Source organism: Streptomyces sp. AHA2, from assembly GCF_036857595.1.
Lineage (GTDB): Bacteria > Actinomycetota > Actinomycetes > Streptomycetales > Streptomycetaceae > Streptomyces.
The window spans coordinates 14,326-32,004 of sequence record NZ_JAUQWJ010000015.1 but is presented as its reverse complement, the minus strand read 5'-3'; the positions used below and the strand labels follow the sequence as shown (position 1 = coordinate 32,004).

9 protein-coding genes and 2 pseudogenes are annotated in these 17,679 nt (G+C 72.8%); 8 read left to right on the top strand and 3 right to left on the bottom strand.

What is annotated here, in order from left to right; genetic code table 11:
* Positions 1 to 859 precede the first annotated feature (859 nt).
* Positions 860 to 1,051: a hypothetical protein gene (locus Q5694_RS25840; RefSeq protein WP_333935753.1), complete on the top strand. Its 192-nt coding sequence runs from the start codon at positions 860 to 862 to the stop codon at positions 1,049 to 1,051.
* Positions 1,052 to 1,289: 238 nt separating this feature from the next.
* On the opposite strand, the gene Q5694_RS25835 is transcribed toward Q5694_RS25840, so the two are convergent.
* Positions 1,290 to 1,451 (bottom strand): hypothetical protein, encoded by a 162-nt coding sequence (locus Q5694_RS25835; protein ID WP_333935752.1) that lies wholly within the window; start codon positions 1,449 to 1,451, stop codon positions 1,290 to 1,292.
* A gap of 299 nt (positions 1,452 to 1,750) precedes the next feature.
* Here Q5694_RS25835 and Q5694_RS25830 point away from each other — a divergent pair.
* Positions 1,751 to 2,392 (top strand): annotated as a pseudogene (locus Q5694_RS25830) (IS5 family transposase).
* Positions 2,393 to 3,288: 896 nt separating this feature from the next.
* Here Q5694_RS25830 and Q5694_RS25825 read toward each other — a convergent pair.
* Positions 3,289 to 3,885, bottom strand: a complete 597-nt coding sequence (locus tag Q5694_RS25825) for a dihydrofolate reductase family protein (protein ID WP_333935751.1) — start codon at positions 3,883 to 3,885, stop codon at positions 3,289 to 3,291.
* 235 nt (positions 3,886 to 4,120) lie between these two features.
* On the opposite strand from Q5694_RS25825, the pseudogene Q5694_RS25820 reads away from it, so the two are divergent.
* Positions 4,121 to 4,613: pseudogene (locus Q5694_RS25820) on the top strand (HNH endonuclease); the annotation flags it as partial.
* A 28-nt stretch (positions 4,614 to 4,641) separates the two neighbouring features.
* On the opposite strand, the gene Q5694_RS25815 reads toward Q5694_RS25820, so the two are convergent.
* Entirely contained in the window at positions 4,642 to 6,135 is a 1,494-nt protein-coding gene (locus Q5694_RS25815; protein ID WP_443040943.1) for an FAD-dependent monooxygenase, read from the bottom strand.
* A 374-nt stretch (positions 6,136 to 6,509) separates the two neighbouring features.
* Between Q5694_RS25815 and Q5694_RS25810 the strand changes: the two genes are divergently transcribed.
* From Q5694_RS25810 to Q5694_RS25790, 5 genes are read left to right on the top strand one after another with little or no spacing between them, the layout of a single operon-like run.
* On the top strand, positions 6,510 to 6,773 hold the full coding sequence (locus Q5694_RS25810) for a phosphopantetheine-binding protein (protein WP_333935749.1): 264 nt from the start codon (positions 6,510 to 6,512) through the stop codon (positions 6,771 to 6,773).
* Positions 6,770 to 8,020: a cytochrome P450 gene (locus Q5694_RS25805; RefSeq protein WP_333935748.1), complete on the top strand. Its 1,251-nt coding sequence runs from the start codon at positions 6,770 to 6,772 to the stop codon at positions 8,018 to 8,020. The genes Q5694_RS25810 and Q5694_RS25805 overlap by 4 nt, the downstream gene beginning before the upstream one ends.
* The gene (locus Q5694_RS25800; protein ID WP_333935747.1) at positions 8,017 to 8,754 is read left to right on the top strand and encodes a thioesterase II family protein; all 738 of its coding nucleotides are present in this window, start codon (positions 8,017 to 8,019) and stop codon (positions 8,752 to 8,754) included. The genes Q5694_RS25805 and Q5694_RS25800 overlap by 4 nt, the downstream gene beginning before the upstream one ends.
* Before the next feature lie 55 nt (positions 8,755 to 8,809).
* Positions 8,810 to 11,920, top strand: coding sequence for a type I polyketide synthase (locus Q5694_RS25795; protein WP_333935746.1), 3,111 nt, complete (start codon positions 8,810 to 8,812; stop codon positions 11,918 to 11,920).
* A gap of 41 nt (positions 11,921 to 11,961) precedes the next feature.
* The gene (locus Q5694_RS25790; protein WP_333935745.1) at positions 11,962 to 17,676 is read left to right on the top strand and encodes a type I polyketide synthase; all 5,715 of its coding nucleotides are present in this window, start codon (positions 11,962 to 11,964) and stop codon (positions 17,674 to 17,676) included.
* The last annotated feature ends 3 nt before the right edge of the window (positions 17,677 to 17,679 follow it).

Sequence of the window (17,679 nt, the reverse complement as noted above, 5' to 3'; positions counted from 1 at the left end):
GTCCCGACGAGCAGGAACCCTGCCTCGTCGTCATCATCCGCGTCCCAGGAGGACGCGAGAACCCCAACCAGCTGCGTCCTGCGCCCGCCTGAAGAGCCCAAGCCGTACCCAGGTGGGCCAGGGCACAGCCTTGAGTAGCTACCTGATAGCCCCGCGAGCGCCTGCGCAAGGATCTGCAACGCTGGCAGTGAGCGTTCCGACGCATCAACGCAGGGCCTTCGAGGCGCGGTCGGTATCGCGGTACCAGCGGATGAAGGCGCGGCTGGCGGGACAGTGCGCGTGGCCGGCCGAACAAAACTCCATTCACAGTCATCAGCGGCCCGTGCCAGTACGGAGGCCGCCTCCGCAGCGGTAACAAGGCCAGTCCGGATGTTTCTCCTCGCCACGGTCGGGGGGATGCAGCCCGGCGAGTTCTTAGTCGAGGTCCTCGCTCTCGGCGGCTTCGGGGTTCCCGACCAGTTCAGCGATGCTGCCGTAGTCGACAGCTTGCCATCGATGCCGGTATCGACCGGCAGCTGGGCGAGGGCGGCGGCCCGGATCTCAGGAAACGAGCCGGTCATGTCCGTGCCCTGGCGAGCGCGGCAGCACCCGCCCACCGGCTTGCACGGCCAGCTGCGCGCGGAGGCTGTCTCACTCGGGTCCGCCGCGTACCCGGCGGGCAGGACGACTGTCCACGGCCACCGTGAGCATCGGCTGAGGCAACGACCACGTCATACCCCGATCCCTTCCACGCCGCGCCCCAAGTGGACCGATGGGGAGACGACAACTAAGTCCAGTATTCAAGCGTTTTGCAACTATTGCCGGATTGGGCTGGACTGGTAATGGAAGGTCCCACCCCGGTTACGAAGGGAATGATGGCATGTCCTTCATCGATCCCTCGACAGAAGATCAAAAGCTGTCGGCTGCCGACGTCGAGGCGGCCCTCGACTGTGTGGAAGCGGAAGGTGTGTACCGCGACACGCGCGAATGCTCCGTTCTTGCCTTGCAGGCAGGGGCGGGCGGTGTCCTGCTGTCGCCTCCGACGCCGCGGCCCAAGAAAGACCAGGGCTGAGACGGGCTGACACGTCCAGTCCTTGGTTGGGCGCTGTGCAGGAGCGCGCAGAACAGGTGGTTCCCGCGCCTCCACAGCGGGGACCACCTGCGGTGTGTCAGGACGTGCGGTGTCCCGCCTGCCCGGTAGGCAGCGCAGGGTTGTTTCTGAACCCAGAATCCGCAGGCCAACCTGCCAATGTCCGGAACGCGCAGTTCGTGAGCGCTGCACCGCCCGATCCGCCGCCCGTGGCTCAAGGTCAGAAGCCGCCACTCTGCACCTCTTCGTAGTTATAGAGCTCGGTGGAGTACCCGTGCGTGAGGAGGACGGCGAGCTTGTGGAGCTCATTCACCTCCTCGTAGAAGTTGCGGGACTCCTGCGTCGGCCGGGCCGGGGCACCGTTCGCTGCCTTGCCGATCACGGCCTACCGGAAGGCGTCGCCCCACTCGTCCTCGCTGCTCAGCTTGCGCAGAAGCTTCCGCGATTCGCGGTCGACGCTGCTGCTTGGGCCGAACCGCTTCCTCACCCTGCGACGGCTCGACCCAAAAGCCTAGATGCCGGCCTGACCCTCTACTGGGTCCTCGATGCCCTCCAGGACCTACTGAGGTGCTGCACCGGCACCTGCACCACCTGCAACCGACCCCTGCCGACCAGAAGATCCAGAACCTAACGAAGCACTACTAGGGCGTTTCTCTCGGATCATCGGATCGTTGGTCAGGCGTGCCGTTGAGTGACGCCCAATGGGCGCGGATTGAGCCGCTGCTACCGGACCGGACGCCGAAGCGCGGCGGCCGGTGGCGTGATCACCGGCAGGTGATCGATGCGATTGCGTGGAAGTTCCAGACCGGCTCCCAATGGGTGCACCTGCCTGATCAGTACGGTTCGTGGAAGGGTGTCTACAGCAGGCTGCGGAATTGGGCTATCGACGGCACCTGGGAGCGCGTCTTCACCGGTCTGCTCGCCCAGGCCGAGGGGGAGGAAGACCTGGACTGGGTCGTCGCGGTGGACTCCACCATCGTGCGTGCTCACCAACATGCTGCGGGGGCCCGCAAAAAGGGGCCGCAGCCGGCGAGCCGGACGATCATGCAGTTGGCCGGTCGCGCGGCGGCCTGACTACGAAGGTGCACCTGGCCGCCGATGGTCGATGCCGACCCTTGGCCTTTGTCCCGCGCACGACGCGGCAGCCTCGGCGGCAGGCCACCCGCATTTGACCGAGAGACCTACAAGCAGCGGAACACCGTCGAGCGGTGCATCAACCGCCTCAAGCAGTGGCGGGGCACCGCCACCCGCTACGAGAAGACCGCCACTGTCTACCTCGCCGGGCTCCATCTGGCAGGCATCTTCATTTGGTCTGCGCGATGACAAGCAACCAGCACCGGTCAGACACGACCATGCTCCGGAACGAGCGCCTCACACCGATCACACAGTACGAGGTGAGCCCGTCGGCTCTCACGCAGTGAGCCATCGGCACCACAGCGCTCACAGATACCCTCACTACGGTCAGCGAACGCATCAGTGACAGCATGGAGGCGCGAGTGCTCCGCATCTGTCCAGTTGCCGCCAGGCTTCCACGGTCGTGGGAACGCCTGGAAGGCCAGAGCCCCCCACTTCTGCTTCACGGCCAGGAGTTCGTACTCCGGGAACTCCGCGACAACCGCCTGATGGCACTCAAAGACCAACTGCCGCCAGCCAGGACCCACGTCGACGTCATAGGAAGGGTCTCGCAGGTGCTGCTTGATCGGCTCCAGCACATCGCCTGAAGCCGAGGAAGTCTCCACCATCCAGTCCCCTCACGCAGCAACGGACCCCGATCCTACGGTCCACGGCTTGCCCGACGTGATCCATAAGAGAAGCCCTAGACGCGCCGCGTAAGCAGCGGCACACAGTCACCCGGATCTTCCACCGGCTGGTCGAGGAACACGGCGCCGACGTCTCCCACGGGATGGTCCGCTACTACGTCGCGGCCCGGAAGGAGGCTGGACCAAGACCTTCACCGACCCTCGCCTCTGCGCGGCCATCGTCGACCGCCTCACCTTTGTACCGACCAGGGCTGCCCGCGCGGCACGACCTACACCTGCAACGACGCCCTACAGCACACGGCCAAGTCCTCCACGAGCGGCCCCTGGTTCTACGTCGTCATGCCGCAGGGGCGACGCCAGCCCCACACCGCCGGTTCGCGTTGTTCCCCGCTGCATTCACTGGCAGCGACCCATGGCGCGCCCGCGCCGGCCTCACGCAGCGCGGTGTACCCGGAGGGCTCAGCCGGTGACGCGCGTGTAGGTCAGGATCGCCGTGCCGCTCTCGAGGGCTGTGTGGTCGGTGAGTGTCCAGGTGCGCGGGTCGAAAGCAGACCTGCGGGAGAACAGAGGGATTCCATCGCCGATGGTCAGCGGGGCGACCTTGAGGATCAGTGTGTCGATTTCGGCGTACAGGGAGCCGGCCAGTTCGCCGCCGCCGAGCAGCCAGATGTCCTTGCCATCTTGCTGCTTGAGGTTCCGCACGGTCGCCACCGGATCGTCGGCGACGAACTGGACGGCCGGGTCCGGTCCGTCGGTCAGGGTCTGGGAGAAGACCATGTGACGCAGGTGGGGGTATGCGTTGGTGACACCGGCCGCCAGGCCGATCTCGTAGGTGCGTCGGCCTGCGAGCACGGTGTCGAAGTGCGTGCCTGCCGCTGTGACGGACAGGGCTTGTCGGGCCTGCACGGGCAGCGTCTCCGGGTACTCAGTCACGAGGTGCTGGATGTAGTCCTCCGGCAGGGGCCAGAAGCCGTTCGGGCCGGTGGGGTCCGCGCCGTCCGGGCCCGCGATGAAGCCATCGAGAGTGCTGGCGATGTAGTAGACGAGTTTGCGCACGCCGGGTTTCCTTTCGTCGGTCTACTCCCGCAGCGCTGCCGGACGCCAGCTGGCGTGCCGGAATGCGACGCCACTTCACCGCCTCGTCCTGGTGCTACTCGAACGAGGCACGGCGCAGCGTTCAGGGCGGCGCACCAGCTGCCGGGCGCGTCCCATTGTGATCATTCCACCCACACGGGCGGCGCGCGGAGGAATCCGCCGACAGCGCCCCTTCGGCCGCCGCTATCAGGACTGCATGGTCACCTTCATGTTGCGCGGCCTGGCCGCCGCCCTCGTCGTCCTGTCCACCACCATCTCCTCACCCGCCCACGCCGCCGAGTCACTGCCTCTGACCGTCGAGCGGCTGCCGTTGGGGACGGAGGCGCGTGAGGGATACACCCGTGACAGCTTCCGCCACTGGAACGCCGGCGAGGACCCGACGGATGGCTGCCACACCCGCGCCGAGGTCCTCCTGCGCGCAGCCCTCGAGTCACCCACCGTCGGCGCCGGCTGCCGCATTGAGGGCGGCGGCTGGTTCTCCTACTACGACGGCGTCACCGTCACCTCGGCCTCCGGCCTGGACATCGACCACATGGTGCCCTGGCCGAGACAGCGGCGCCTCGGCGTGGAGCGCGCAGCGCCGTGAGGCCTACGTCAACGACCAGGGCCAGGAGACGTCGCTGGTCGCGGTCACCGCCCGCTCCACCCGCAGCAAGGCCGACCAGGACCCCGCCCCTTGCGGTCCACCGTGTCCACGTCGTGCTGCGGGCGGGACGTTCAGCCGCGCAGGGCCGGACCGAACCAGGTGTCCAGGGCCGTGCACAGTGCGGGCAGGTCAGGGTCACCACCGGGAGCGGCGGCCCACGCGACGTGGCCGTCCGGGCGCACCAGCAGCGCGTCGGGCGCCTCGATCTCCCCGATGCCCGGGACGAGCCAGTGCGCCTCCTCGCTGCGGGCCTCCACCAGGTCGACGCGATCGGCCCAGCCCTTGACGGCCGCCGCCACCTCGGCGCTGCCGCGCAGGTCGAGCAGGACGGGCCGGGCGGCGTGCAGCAGTTCGTGGACGCGACGGGCGCCGCCGCAGGCGGTGAGCCCGGCGTCGGGGACCCGGCGGCCCTCCAGCGGGTGGTCACCGCCCGACGGGTAGCGGATGTCCAGCGCGTTGAGCAGGTGACGCAGATACCGGTTGACGTCGTCGAAGACCATCAGGGCCCCGAACACCTCCCGCAGGGCGTCGGTCTGGGCACCGGGGCGCACGAGCGCCGACTGGGCACGGGTGTTGTGCAGCACGCGCTCACCGACCGGGTGCCGCTCGGCGTGGTAGCTGTCCAGCAGGCTGTCCGGCGCCTGACCGCGCACCACCGCGGCGAGCTTCCAGCCGAGGTTCACCGCGTCCTGCACACCGGTGTTCAGCCCCTGGCCGCCGGCGGGGAAGTGGATGTGCGCCGCGTCGCCCGCCAGCAGCACCCGGCCCTGCCGGTAGCGGTCCGCCTGCCGGGCGGCGTCGGTGAAACGGGAGACCCAGCGGGGGTTGCGCATGCCGAAGTCGGTGCCCGCGACCCTCACCAGCGACTGCCGCAACTGTTCGAACGTCACCGGCTCGTCGCGGCCGGGCACACGGTCGTACTCGGAGGTGATCACCCGGTACCAGCCGGGCTCGAAGGCGATCGCCGAGTAGTCGCCGGCCGGGCGGCGCCGCACCCACACGTAGTCCTCGGGCAGGTCGGGCAGTTCGACGTCGCCGATCAGCGCGGTCATCGTCGGCCCGGTGCCGGGGAAGCCGATGCCGGCCAGCTTGCGCACGGTGCTGCGCCCGCCGTCGCAGCCCACCAGGTAGCGGGCGCGCAGCGGGGCGCCGTCCGTGCCCAGCTCGACCCGCACGCCGCTGTCGTCCTGACGCACGCCCACGACCGGCGACGACCAGCGCATGCGCACGCCGAGCTCGCTCGCCCACTCCTCCAGCAGCCGCTCGACGGCGGACTGGAGGATCATCAACGGATACGGGTGGCGGGACTCGGACTCGTCGAAGTCGACGTAGAGCCCGGAGAAGTGGCCCACCGGCTGCAGCGCCCCTTCAGCCAGGAAACGGTCCAGGACGCCGCGTTGGTCCAGCACCTCCAGCGTGCGCGAGTGGATGCCGCCGGCGCGCGACTCGCCCGTGCGCTGCGCGAGCCGCTCGACGACCACCACCTCGGCGCCCGCCAGGCGCAGTTCACAGGCGAGCATCAGGCCGGTCGGCCCGGCGCCCGCGACCACCACGTCCGCGTCCATGCCGGTCTTCTCCACGTCGTCGGCCCCCTTTTCGAGTTCCTTCTTCTTCCGGGCTCGCCCACACCTCGGGCACTGCTTTTCCCCTGCTTCTCCAGCGGTTCTCCAGTGCGGCTCGAGCGCGCCGCACCACTTCCCCGTGGCGGGTCCCGCCGGCGGGACGCATTCCGCGAAGCGGTCGGTCCGGGGTGTCAGCCTGCAAGCGGGCCGGGCCATCCTCAACCGCACCGGCCGCCGCGAGTCGGCAGGCCATCGGCACGGTGGGAACGGCCCCGCATTCACGCGACACTCGACGCGGCCATTCACCCGGCCCGTCCCGGATTTCGTCTCGCCGGCGGGACAGCGGAAGAGAACTCGGCGGAGGAAGGAAAAGGACAATGGAGCAGCACGCCGCACCTTCGAGTGCGCCGGTGTCCCTGGTGCAGGAAATAGCAGCTCTGTGGGGAGAGTGCCTGGGCGGCCGCGAGGTCGGGGCGGAGGACGACTTCTTCGCACTGGGCGGGAACTCACTCACCGGAATCAAGATCATCGAGCGGGTGGCGCAGGACCACGGCGTCCGGCTCTCCGTGCGCGACTTCTACCTCGCGGGAACCCCCGCCCGGATCGCCGAGCTGATCGAACGAGGGAGGGCGGGGACGTGAGGCTGACGCCGGGTCCCGCGCGCCACATCGACCTCGACGGCGTCGACCTGTTCGACCTGGACCTGTACGCCGAGGGCGACCCGCACCCCGTGTGGGACGTGATGCGGGAGAGGGCCCCTCTGCACCACCAGGTCCTGCCCGACGGACGGGAGTTCTGGTCGGTGACCCGGTTCGAGGACGTCTGCCGCGTCCTCGGCGACCACCGCGCCTTCACCTCCGAGCGCGGCACGGTCCCCACCCACCTCGGGACGGACGACGTCGCGGCCGGCGTGCTGCTGACCTCGACGGACCCGCCGCGGCACACCGAGGTCCGCCGCCCGCTCGGCTCCAAGCTCACCGCGCGGGCGGTGAAGTCCTGGGAGGACTCCATCCGGGGCACGATCGTCCGCTTCCTGGAACCTGCCCTCGACGGCGAGCCCTTCGACCTGGCGGAGCGGGCCCTGCTGCTGCCCGCCATGGTCACCGGCCCGCTGCTGGGCGTCCCCGAGCGGGACTGGGCCGAACTGGTCCAGCTCACCGCGATGGTGACGGCCCCCTGCGACCCGCACTTCCAGATGGGCAGCGAGGCCGCCACCCTGGCCATAGCCCACCACGAGCTGGTCGCCTACGTGCGCGAGTGGGTCCGCACGCGGCGCGCCTCCGGCTTCGAGGACGACAGCCTCCTGCACCACCTGATGCACGTCCGCCCCGGCGGCGCGCCGCTGTCCGACGAGGAGATCGCCCTCGACGGCTACAGCATCCTGCTGGGCGCCAACGTCACCACCCCGCACACCGTCTCGGGCACGGTGCACGCCCTCATCGAACGGCCCGAGCAGTTCGGCAAGGCCCAGGCCGACCCCACACTGATCCCCAACCTCGTCGAGGAAGGGCTGCGCTGGACCTCGGCGGCGTGCAACTTCATGCGGTACGCGGTCGACGACGTCGAGATCGCCGGGGGCACCGTCCCGGCCCGCGGGGCGGTCGTCGCGTGGATCGGCTCGGCCAACCGGGATCCCGCCCAGTTCCCCGACCCGCACACCTTCGACATCACGCGCGCCAACGCCAAGCGCCAGGCCGCCTTCGGATTCGGGCCGCACTTCTGCATCGGGGCGCCACTGGCCCGGCTCACCCTGCGCGTCTTCTTCGAGGAACTGCTCCGGCGCTTCGGCTCGATCGAGCTCGCCGGCGAACCGCGGCACCTGCGGTCGTACTTCATCGCCGGGATGACCCACCTGCCCGTCACCGCCCAGAAACGGCACACGCCATGACCTCCGGCCCCACCACCCTCGCCTCGCCGTGGTTCGTGCGGCCGCCGGCCGCCGGCCACGCCGCCCGGATCTTCGGCCTGCCCTTCGCCGGGTCCGGGGCCTCCGCCTTCAGCGCCTGGCCGGCCGCACTCGGCGACGCCGAGTTCTGCCCGGTGCAGTTCCCCGGCCGCGAGAACCGGCTGGCCCACCCCCACTACGGCACCTACGACAACCTCGCCGCCGGCCTCGCCGAGGCGCTGCGCCCGCATCTGCGGCAGCCGTACGCCATCTTCGGGCACTGCGCGGGCGCGCTGCCCGCCTACGAGACCGTCCTGAAGCTCGCCGATGCCGAACTGCCCGCACCCGCGTGCCTGTTCGTCTCCGGCCAGCCGGCCCCGCACGACGCCGCCGACGACCGGATGCTCGCCATGACCGAGGCCGAACTGCGCGCCGAGGTCGAGGTGTTCCTGCGCGGCCGGGGCATCGAGCCGCGGCCGGACATGGTCGACCTGGGTCTGACGGTGCTGCTGCGCGACCACGCCGCCGCGGCCGCGTACCGGCGGACCGAGCCGGTCGCGGTGCCCTGCCCCGTCGTCGTCCTGCACTGGCGCGACGACCCCGACGTCGGCCTCGACCGGCTCCAGGGCTGGCACCGGTACGCCGACAGCGTCGACTTCGTGTCCGTCGACGGCGGCCACTACGACTTCATGGACGCGCCGGACCAGCTGCGCGACGTACTGACCCGTTGGCGCTGACAGCGGCACCGCCGTCCGCCGGAGCCGAACACCGAGGGAACCGGAAGGAAAACGTATGAGTGGCGCAGCCACCGATATTGCCGTCATCGGGATGTCGTGCCGCTTCCCCGGGGTGCGCGACCCGGACGCCTTCTGGCGCCTGCTGCTCGACGGCGGATCGACCATCGGGACCTTCCCCGAGGACCGGCCGGTCGTCCCGGACCGCACACCCCACCCGGACGCCGCCATCGTCGAGGCCGGGTCGTACCTGGACGCCGTCGACGGCTTCGACGCGGAGTTCTTCGGTATCTCCGCCGCGGAGGCGGCCGCCATGGACCCCGTGCAGCGGCTGGGCCTGGAACTGGCCTGGGAGGCCGTCGAGAACGCCGGCCTCCCGGCCTCCGCGCTGGCGGGCCGTGTCATCGACGTCGTCGTCGGGGCAGGACCGTCCGGCTACGAGCTGCTGCGCAGGCTGACGGGCAGCGACCAGGACGACCACTACGCCGTCCTCGGCTCCGGCGGCGCGCTGATCGCCAACCGCATCTCCCACCTGTTCGACCTGCGCGGCATGAGCCTGTGCGCGGACTCCGGCCAGTCCTCCTCCCTGGTGTCGCTGGCGCTGACCTGCGAACGCATCCGCAGCGGCGCGGTCGACACGGCGCTCGCCGGCGGCGTGCACCTCGTCGCCGACCCGGAGGCGGGCCTCGGCCTGGCCAACCTCGGCGCGCTGTCGCCCGACGGCCGCTGCCACCCCTTCGACGCGCGGGCCAACGGCTTCGTACGCGGCGAGGGCGGCGCCTTCGTCGTGCTCAAGCGGCTGGACAGGGCCGTCGCCGACGGCGACCGGGTCCACGCCGTGGTACGCGGCTGGGGCGTCGGCAGCGGGGGCGCCTCCTCCCGGATGCCCGACCCCAGCCCCGGCGGGCAGGCGGCGGCGGTGCTGGCCGCCCTGGACAGCGCGGGGGTCGGCTTCGACGGGGTCGACTACGTCGAGGCGCACGGCACCGGCACCCGGCGCGGCGACCCGGCCGAGCTGGCCGGTCTGCGCGAGGTGTTCCGGCGCACCGGCCGCGCCCGGCCCCTGGTGATCGGCTCGGTGAAGGCGAACGTCGGTCACCTGGAGCCCGCCGCCGGGATCGCCGGCTTCGTGAAGGCGGTGCTGTGCCTGGACCGCGCCCATCTGGTCCCGCACCGGGGCTTTCAGACCCCCAACCCCGAGATCCCCGACTTCCACGACGACTTCGACGTCCTGCGCACCGCGCGTCCCTGGCCGGGCACACCCCACCGGCCCCGGCGCGCCGGCGTCACCTCCGTCGGCATGGGCGGCACCGTCGCGCACGTCCTGCTCGAACAGGCCCCCGCCGCCCCGGCCGAGGCCGCCGAACCGCCGCCCGCCGCCCCCGCCGTGGTGCCGTGGATGCTCTCGGCACGTTCCGAGGCGGCCCTGCGCGAGCAGGCGGCCCGGCTGCGGGACCACGTGGCGGGCGACCCGTCGCTGACGGCGGCCGACGTGGGGCACTCGCTGCTGACCACACGGACGGCGTTCTCCCACCGGGCGGTGGTGCTCGGCGCCGACCGCGAGGAGGCACTGGCCGGACTGGGCCCGGTCGCGGCGGGCTCCGAGGCGGCCCGCGCCGTGCGCGGGGTGGCCGACGGGCCGGCCGGTCCGGTCGTCTTCGTCTTCCCCGGCCAGGGCTCCCAGTGGCTCGGCATGGGGCGGCAGCTGTACGCCGAGTCGGAGGTCTTCGCCCGCGCCGTCGACGAGTGCGCACGGGCGCTGGAGCCCTGGCTGGACTGGTCCCTGCTGGATCTGGTGACCGGCGCGCCGTCCGCCCCCTCCCTGGAGGGCCGCGACACCGTGGTCCAACCGGCGCTGTTCGCGATGATGGTCTCCCTGACCCGGGTGTGGCGGTCGCTGGGTGTGGTCCCCGACGCAGTGGTCGGCCACTCGCAGGGCGAGATCGCCGCGGCCTGCGCGGCCGGCGCGCTCAGCCTCGAGGACGCCGCCCGGCTGGTCGCCCTGCGCAGCCGCACCCTGAGCGCACTGGCGGGCCTGGGCGGCATGAGCGCCGTCGCGGCACCCCTCCCCGAGGTCGAGCAGCGGCTGACCCGGTGGCCCGGGCGGCTGTCCGTGGCCACCGTCAACGGGCCGGCCTCCGTGGTCGTCTCCGGGGACCTCCAGGCCCTGGAGGAGCTCGCCGCCGAGGCCGCCGCAGACGGCGTACGGGTCCGCCGCATGAAAGTCGGCTACGCCTCCCACTGCCACCAGGTCGAACGCATCCGCGGCCAGGTGCTCGCGGCAGCGGCGCACGTCACACCGCGGCCCACGCCGGTCGAGTTCCACTCCACGGTCACCGCCGCACGCGTCGACACCCGCCTGCTGGACAGTGCGTACTGGTACGACAACCTGCGCTCGACGGTGCGGTTCGGCGAGGTCGTCGACGCCCTCATGCGCGAGCGCGGCGGTGTGTACGTGGAGGTCAGCCCGCACCCCGTGCTCCAGGTGGCGATGGAGGAGACCGCCGACACGCTGCAGCGCCCGCCCCTGGTGGTGCACACCCTGAGCAAGCACGACGGCGGCACCGGCAAGATCCTCACCTCGGCCGCCGAACTGCACGTGCGGGGTGTGCCGGTGGACTGGCAGACGGTGTTCGCGGCCGCCCGCCCGCGCCGGGTCACCCTGCCCGCCTACCCCTTCCAGCGGCGGCGGTACTGGCTCACCGCACCGGACACCGCCGCCGGGGAGCAGCCCGCCGAAGGACCGGAGCTGTCCTCGGAGGCCTCCGTCCGCGCGCTGGTGTGCGCCGAGACGGCCGCACTGCTGAGCGCCGAGCACGCCGGGACACCGCTGACCGGCGCCGACCTGGCGGCCCGGGCGGACGAGACCTTCAAGGCCCTGGGGTTCGACTCGTCGATGGCCGTGGCGCTGCGCAACCGGCTCACCGCGGTGAGCGGTGTGCGGCTCCCGGCCACCGTCGCCTTCACCCACCCCACACCGCGCGACCTGGCCCGCCACCTGTTCTCCCGCCGGGCGCCGGCACCGTCCGGGGCGCCGCAGCCCCCGCCGGCGCAACAGCCGGGGCCCGCACAGCCGGCCGGGCAGGCACAGCGCACCACACCCGGGGAACGCCCGGAAAGCCGCAGTGATGACGATCTGTACGCACTGATCGACCGCGGATACGTGTAGCAGCACCGTTCGTCCCAGCAACCGTCAAGGGGGAGGCCCTGGTGGAGGATGTCGACAAGCTCCGGTCCTATCTGCGTCGCGCGGTCGGCGACGCGCAGCACCTGCGCGAGCGTGTGCGCGAGCTGGAGGAGTCCCAGCGCGAGCCGGTCGCGGTGGTGGGTGCGGGGTGTCGCTTCCCCGGAGGGGTGACGTCCCCCGAAGACCTGTGGGACCTGGTGGCCGGCGGCGTGGACGCGATGGGCGACTTCCCCGCCGACCGCGGCTGGGACACCGAGACGCTGTACGACCCGGATCCCGGGGCGCACGGCAGGACCTACACCCGCTCGGGCGGGTTCCTGCACGAAATGCCCCTGTTCGACGCGGAGTTCTTCGGCATCAGCCCGCGCGAGGCGCTGGCGATGGATCCGCAGCAGCGGCTGATGCTGGAGACCTCGTGGGAGGCACTGGAACGGGCGGGCATCGACCCGGCCGCACTGCGGGGCTCGCCCACCGGGGTGTTCACCGGTGTCTACGGCGTCGACTACGGCCCCCGCATGGGCGGCGGCGCGGCCGGTGAGGTCGAGGGCTTCACCCTCACCGGCACCCACCTGAGCGTGGCCTCGGGCCGGGTGGCCTACGTGCTGGGCCTGGAGGGCCCGGCGGTGTCGACCGACACCGCCTGCTCCTCCTCGCTCGTCGCCGTCCACCAGGCCGTGCGCTCCCTGCGGTCCGGGGAGTGCACGCTGGCGCTGGCCGGCGGGGTGTCGGCGCTGCCGACGCCGGGGATGTTCGTGGAACTGTCCCGGCAGCGGGGCGTGTCGGCCGACGGACGGTGCAAGGCCTTCGCGGACGCCGCCGACGGCACCGGCTTCTCCGAGGGCGCGGGCGTCCTGGTCCTGGAGCGGCTCTCCGACGCCCTGCGCAACGGCCGCCGCATCTGGGCGGTCATCCGCGGCTCGGCGGTCAACCAGGACGGCGCCTCCAACGGCCTGACCGCGCCGAACGGGCTGGCGCAGCAGCGGGTGGTCCGGGCGGCCCTGACCGACGCCGGCTTGACGGCCCGTGAGGTGGACGCGGTCGAGGCACACGGCACCGGCACGCGACTGGGGGACCCGCTGGAGGCGGAGGCGCTGCTGGCCGCCTACGGCCAGGAGCGGGAGCCGGACAGCCCGCTGTGGCTGGGGTCCCTGAAGTCGAACATCGGACACACGCAGGCGGCAGCCGGCGTCGGCGGCATCATCAAGATGACCATGGCGATGCGGCGCGGGGTCATGCCCCGCACGCTGCACGTCGACCGCCCCTCCACGCACGTGGACTGGTCGGCGGGGGCGGTGGAACTGCTCACCGAGGCCCGCCCGTGGACCACACCGGAGGGCCGGCCCCGCCGCGCGGGCGTGTCGTCCTTCGGCATCAGCGGCACCAACGCGCACCTGATCCTGGAGCAGGCACCCGAGCCCGCCCGTGCGGCCGGCACCTCCCCGTCCTCCCGGCCGGCGGAGACACCCGGGCCCTGCGCGACCCCCGACGTCCCCGGGCCCGCCGACACCCCCGCGGCCCCCGGCACCGCCGGGGTGTCCGCAGCCCCCGCGACCCCCGGGACCTCCCGTCTGCCCGGACCCGGCCGGGCTCCCGCAGCCACTGCGCTCACCGGCCCCGCCCTCGCCGGGCAGCCGCATCCCGTGCCGTGGGTGCTGTCGGCGCGATCGGAGCAGGCCCTGCGCGGGCAGGCGCGCCGGCTGCGCGACCACCTCACCGCCGACCCCACCCTGCACCCGGCCGAGGTGGGCCACGCGCTGGTGACGACACGGTCGCTGTTCGAGCACCGGCAGGTGATCGTGGGCGCCGACCGCGACGCCCTGCTCGCCGCGCTGGCCGCCGTCGCCGCGGGCGAGGAACCGGACGGTGCCGCCGCGGTGTCCGGCCGCGCCCGGCCCGTCGGCCGGACGGTGTTCGTCTTCCCCGGCCAGGGTGCGCAGTGGACCGCGATGGGCCGGGAGCTGTGGGACACCTGCCCGGTCTTCGCCGAGCAGCTGCGCGCCTGCGCGGAGGCGCTGCGGCCCTGGGTGTCCTGGTCGCTGGTCGACACCGTGATCGGCGGGCCCGAGGCGGCCGACCTGGAGGACATCGACGTCGTCCAGCCGGTGCTGTTCGCCGTGATGGTGTCGCTCGCCCGGGTCTGGCAGTCCCTGGGCGTCACCCCGGACGTGGTGATCGGCCACTCCCAGGGCGAGATCGCCGCAGCCCACATCGCCGGTGCCCTGACCCTCCGGGACGCGGCCAAGATCGTGGCCCTGCGCTCGCGGCTGCTGGCCACCGTCGCAGGACAGGGCAGCATGGCCGGCATCCTGCTGCCCGAACAGCGCGTGCGAAAGCTGCTGGCGGGCATGGAGTCCTCCCGCATCGGCATCGCCGCGGTCAACGGGCCCCGCTCCACGACCGTCTCCGGTGAGAACGAGGCGGTCGAGGAGCTGGTCGAGGCCTGCCGGGCCGAGGGCGCCCGCGCACGGCTGATCAAGTCCAGCGTCCCCGGCCACTCCCCGCTGATGGACCGCTTCGCCGGGCAGCTCCCCGAACAGCTGGGCCGTATCACCCCCGCGCCCACCCCGGTTCTGATCTACTCCACGGTCACCGGCGACGTGATCGACCCGGCGGCGCTGGACGCGGCGTACTGGTACCGCAACCTGCGCGAACCCGTGCAGTTCGCGGCCGCCATGGCCCGGCTGGTCGAGCGGGAACCCGACAGCGCGGTCGTCGAGCTCAGTCCCCACCCGCTGCTGGTGCTGAACATCCAGGAACTGTTCGACACCACCCCCGGCGCCACCGGATGCGTGGTGGGCTCCCTGCGCCGCGACGAAGGCGGCCTCGACCGCATCTACCGCTCGGCGGCGGAAGCCTTCGTCGCGGGCGCCGAGGTGGCTTGGCAGACGGCGTTCCCCGGCCGGGACGACCGCTGGGCCGAGCTGCCCACGTACGCGTTCCAGCGGCAGCGCTACTGGCTGAACACCCCTCAGGACACCACCCACGGCACCACGTCCGACCATCCGCTGCTCGACGCCGTGGTCGACCTGCCCGCCGACGGCGGGCGCGGGGCGCTGGCCGGCGCCGGGCGCCTGTCGCTGGAGCGCCAGCCCTGGCTCGCCGACCACGTCGCCCACGGCACCCACCTCGTCCCGGCCGCCGTCGCGGTGGAACTCGCGGCGTGGGCCGCGCACCGGGCCGGCTACGACACCGTCGGCGAACTCACCCTGGAGACCCCGCTGGTGCTGTCCCGCACCGCCGAGCGGGAGATCCGCGTGGTGCTCGACGACTCGGGCACCGTCAGCGTGCACTCCCGCGGCCGGGGCGAGAGCCGATGGACACGCAACGCCGTCGGCACGGCGGGGCCCGAGGACCCGGCCGGCTCCCCGGCCCCCGCCGAGGACGCCCTCACCGCCTGGCCCCCGCCGGGCGTGGCCCCCGTCCCCGCCGAGGACGCCTACGCCCGGCTGGCCGCCCTCGGCTTCGGCCACGGCCCGGCCTTCCGCGGCCTGAAGGAACTGTGGCGCCGGGGCGACACCCTGTTCGCACGGGTCGAACTGCCCGCAGGCGCCACCGGCCAGGACCTCTTCCGCATCCATCCGGCACTGCTGCACGCCGCGCTGCTCCCGGCCTGCCCGACCGCGGACGCCGGCGCCTCCCCGCCCGAGAGCCGGCTGCCCCACCGCGTCACCGGCATCCGGCTCGGCGCCGCCCGGCCCGGCTCGCTGCGCGTGCGGCTGGCACCGACGGGCGAGGACACGCTGTCGGTGACCCTCGCCGACGACCGCGGCACCACCGTCGGCGGCATCACCGCACTGACCCTGCGGCCCGCGGACGCCGGGCAGCTCACCGCACTGGGCTTCGACCACCGGGACGCGTTGTTCCGCACGGACTTCGCACCCGTGCCCGCCCCCGCCGGGCCGGCCGGCACCGCGTACGCCGTGCTGGGCGCATCCGTCCTCCCCGCACCGGACACGGCCCACTTCACCGGCCCCGGCGCCCTCGCCGCCGCCGGTCCCGTGCCGCCGGTCGTGATCGCCTCCGTGGCGCCCACGCCGCCGGACACCTCCGACACCCCCGCCGCCGTCGAACGCACCCTGCACCAGGTGCTCGACTGGATCCGGCAGTGGCTGACCGACGACCGCTTCGCCGCCTCGCGGCTGGTCGTCGTCACCCGGGGCGCGTTCACCGACGCACACACCACGCGCCCCGACCCGGCGGCGGCCGCCGTCTGGGGCTTCGTACGCAGCGCACAGACCGAGAACCCGGGCCGGTTCACGCTCGTGGACACCGACGACCACGCCGCCTCCCGGGCACTCCTGCCCGCCCTGACAGCGACCGGGGAGGACCAGCTCACCCTGCGCGCCGGCGTCCCGGCCGCCCCCCGGCTGATCCGCGCCGACGGCGGCCGCCGCACGAGCGACCTGCCCGCCCTCGGCACCGGAACCGTCCTGATCACGGGCGGCACCAGCGGCCTGGGCGCCCTGCTCGCCCGGCACCTCGTGGACCGGCACGGCGTGCGCCGCCTGCTGCTGACCAGCAGACGGGGACCGGCGGCACCGCGGGCGGCCGCACTGGCCGCGGAACTGACCGGCGCGGGCGCCCACGTCGACATCGCCGCCTGCGACGTCACCAGCCGCGACTCCGTCGCCGCGCTGCTGGCCGCCGTACCCGCCGAACACCCGCTGACCGCGGTCGTCCACTGCGCCGGCGTGCTGGACGACGGGGTCGTCGAGACGCTGACCGGCGCACGCCTGGACGCCGTCCTCGCCCCCAAGGTGCGGGGCGCCTGGCACCTGCACGAACTGACCCGGCCCCTGCAGCTGTCCGCGTTCGTGCTGTTCTCCTCGGTCGCCAGCGTCCTCGGCACCGCCGGACAGGCCAACTACGCCGCCGCCAACGCCTTCCTCAACGGCCTCGCCCGGGCCCGCCACGCCGACGAACTGCCCGCCACCGCCCTGTGCTGGGGCTTCTGGTCGCTGCGCAGCGAGATGAGCGCCGACCTCGACGACACCGACCTGGGGCGCCTGAAGCGCCAGGGCGTGCTGCCGATGTCCTCGCGGGAGGGCCTCGCCCTGTTCGACGCGGCCCTGCGGGCCGACGGCGAGCCGGTACTGGTGCCCGCACGGCTGGACCTCACGGCCCCGGCCGGCCACCTCGCGTCGCCGCTGCTGCGCGGCCTCACCGGCACACCCGTCGCCCCGCAGGACGACGCAGGCACCGGCGGCCCGCTCGCCCGCACCCTGGCGTCACTGCCGCCCGACGACGCCCACGCGGCACTGCTCGACGCGGTCCGCGCCCAGACCGCGGCCGTCCTCGGCCACGCCGACCCGGCGCGCATCGGCCCCGCCCTCGCCTTCAGGGAACTGGGCATCGACTCGCTCACCGCGCTGGAACTGCGCAACAAGCTGGCCGCGGCAACCGGCCTGAAACTGCCCGCCACGCTCGTGTTCGACCACCCCAACCCCGGCGCCCTCGCCCGGTTCCTGACCGAGCGGATCGCACCCGGGGACCCGGCAGCGGCGCCGTCGCCGGCCGCCCACCTGGCCAAGGAGATCGAGGGCCTGGGCGTCCGGCTCCAGGACGCCTTCCTCGACCTCGCCGCGGAGGAGCAGAACACCATCTCCACGCTCCTGGGCGAACTGCAGGGCCGGGTCCGCTCGCTGGCGGGCGCCGCGGCACCGGCCGGCATCACCGACCGGATCAGTTCGGCCTCGGCGGGCGAACTGCTCGCGCTGCTGGACAAGGAACTCGGCTAGGGA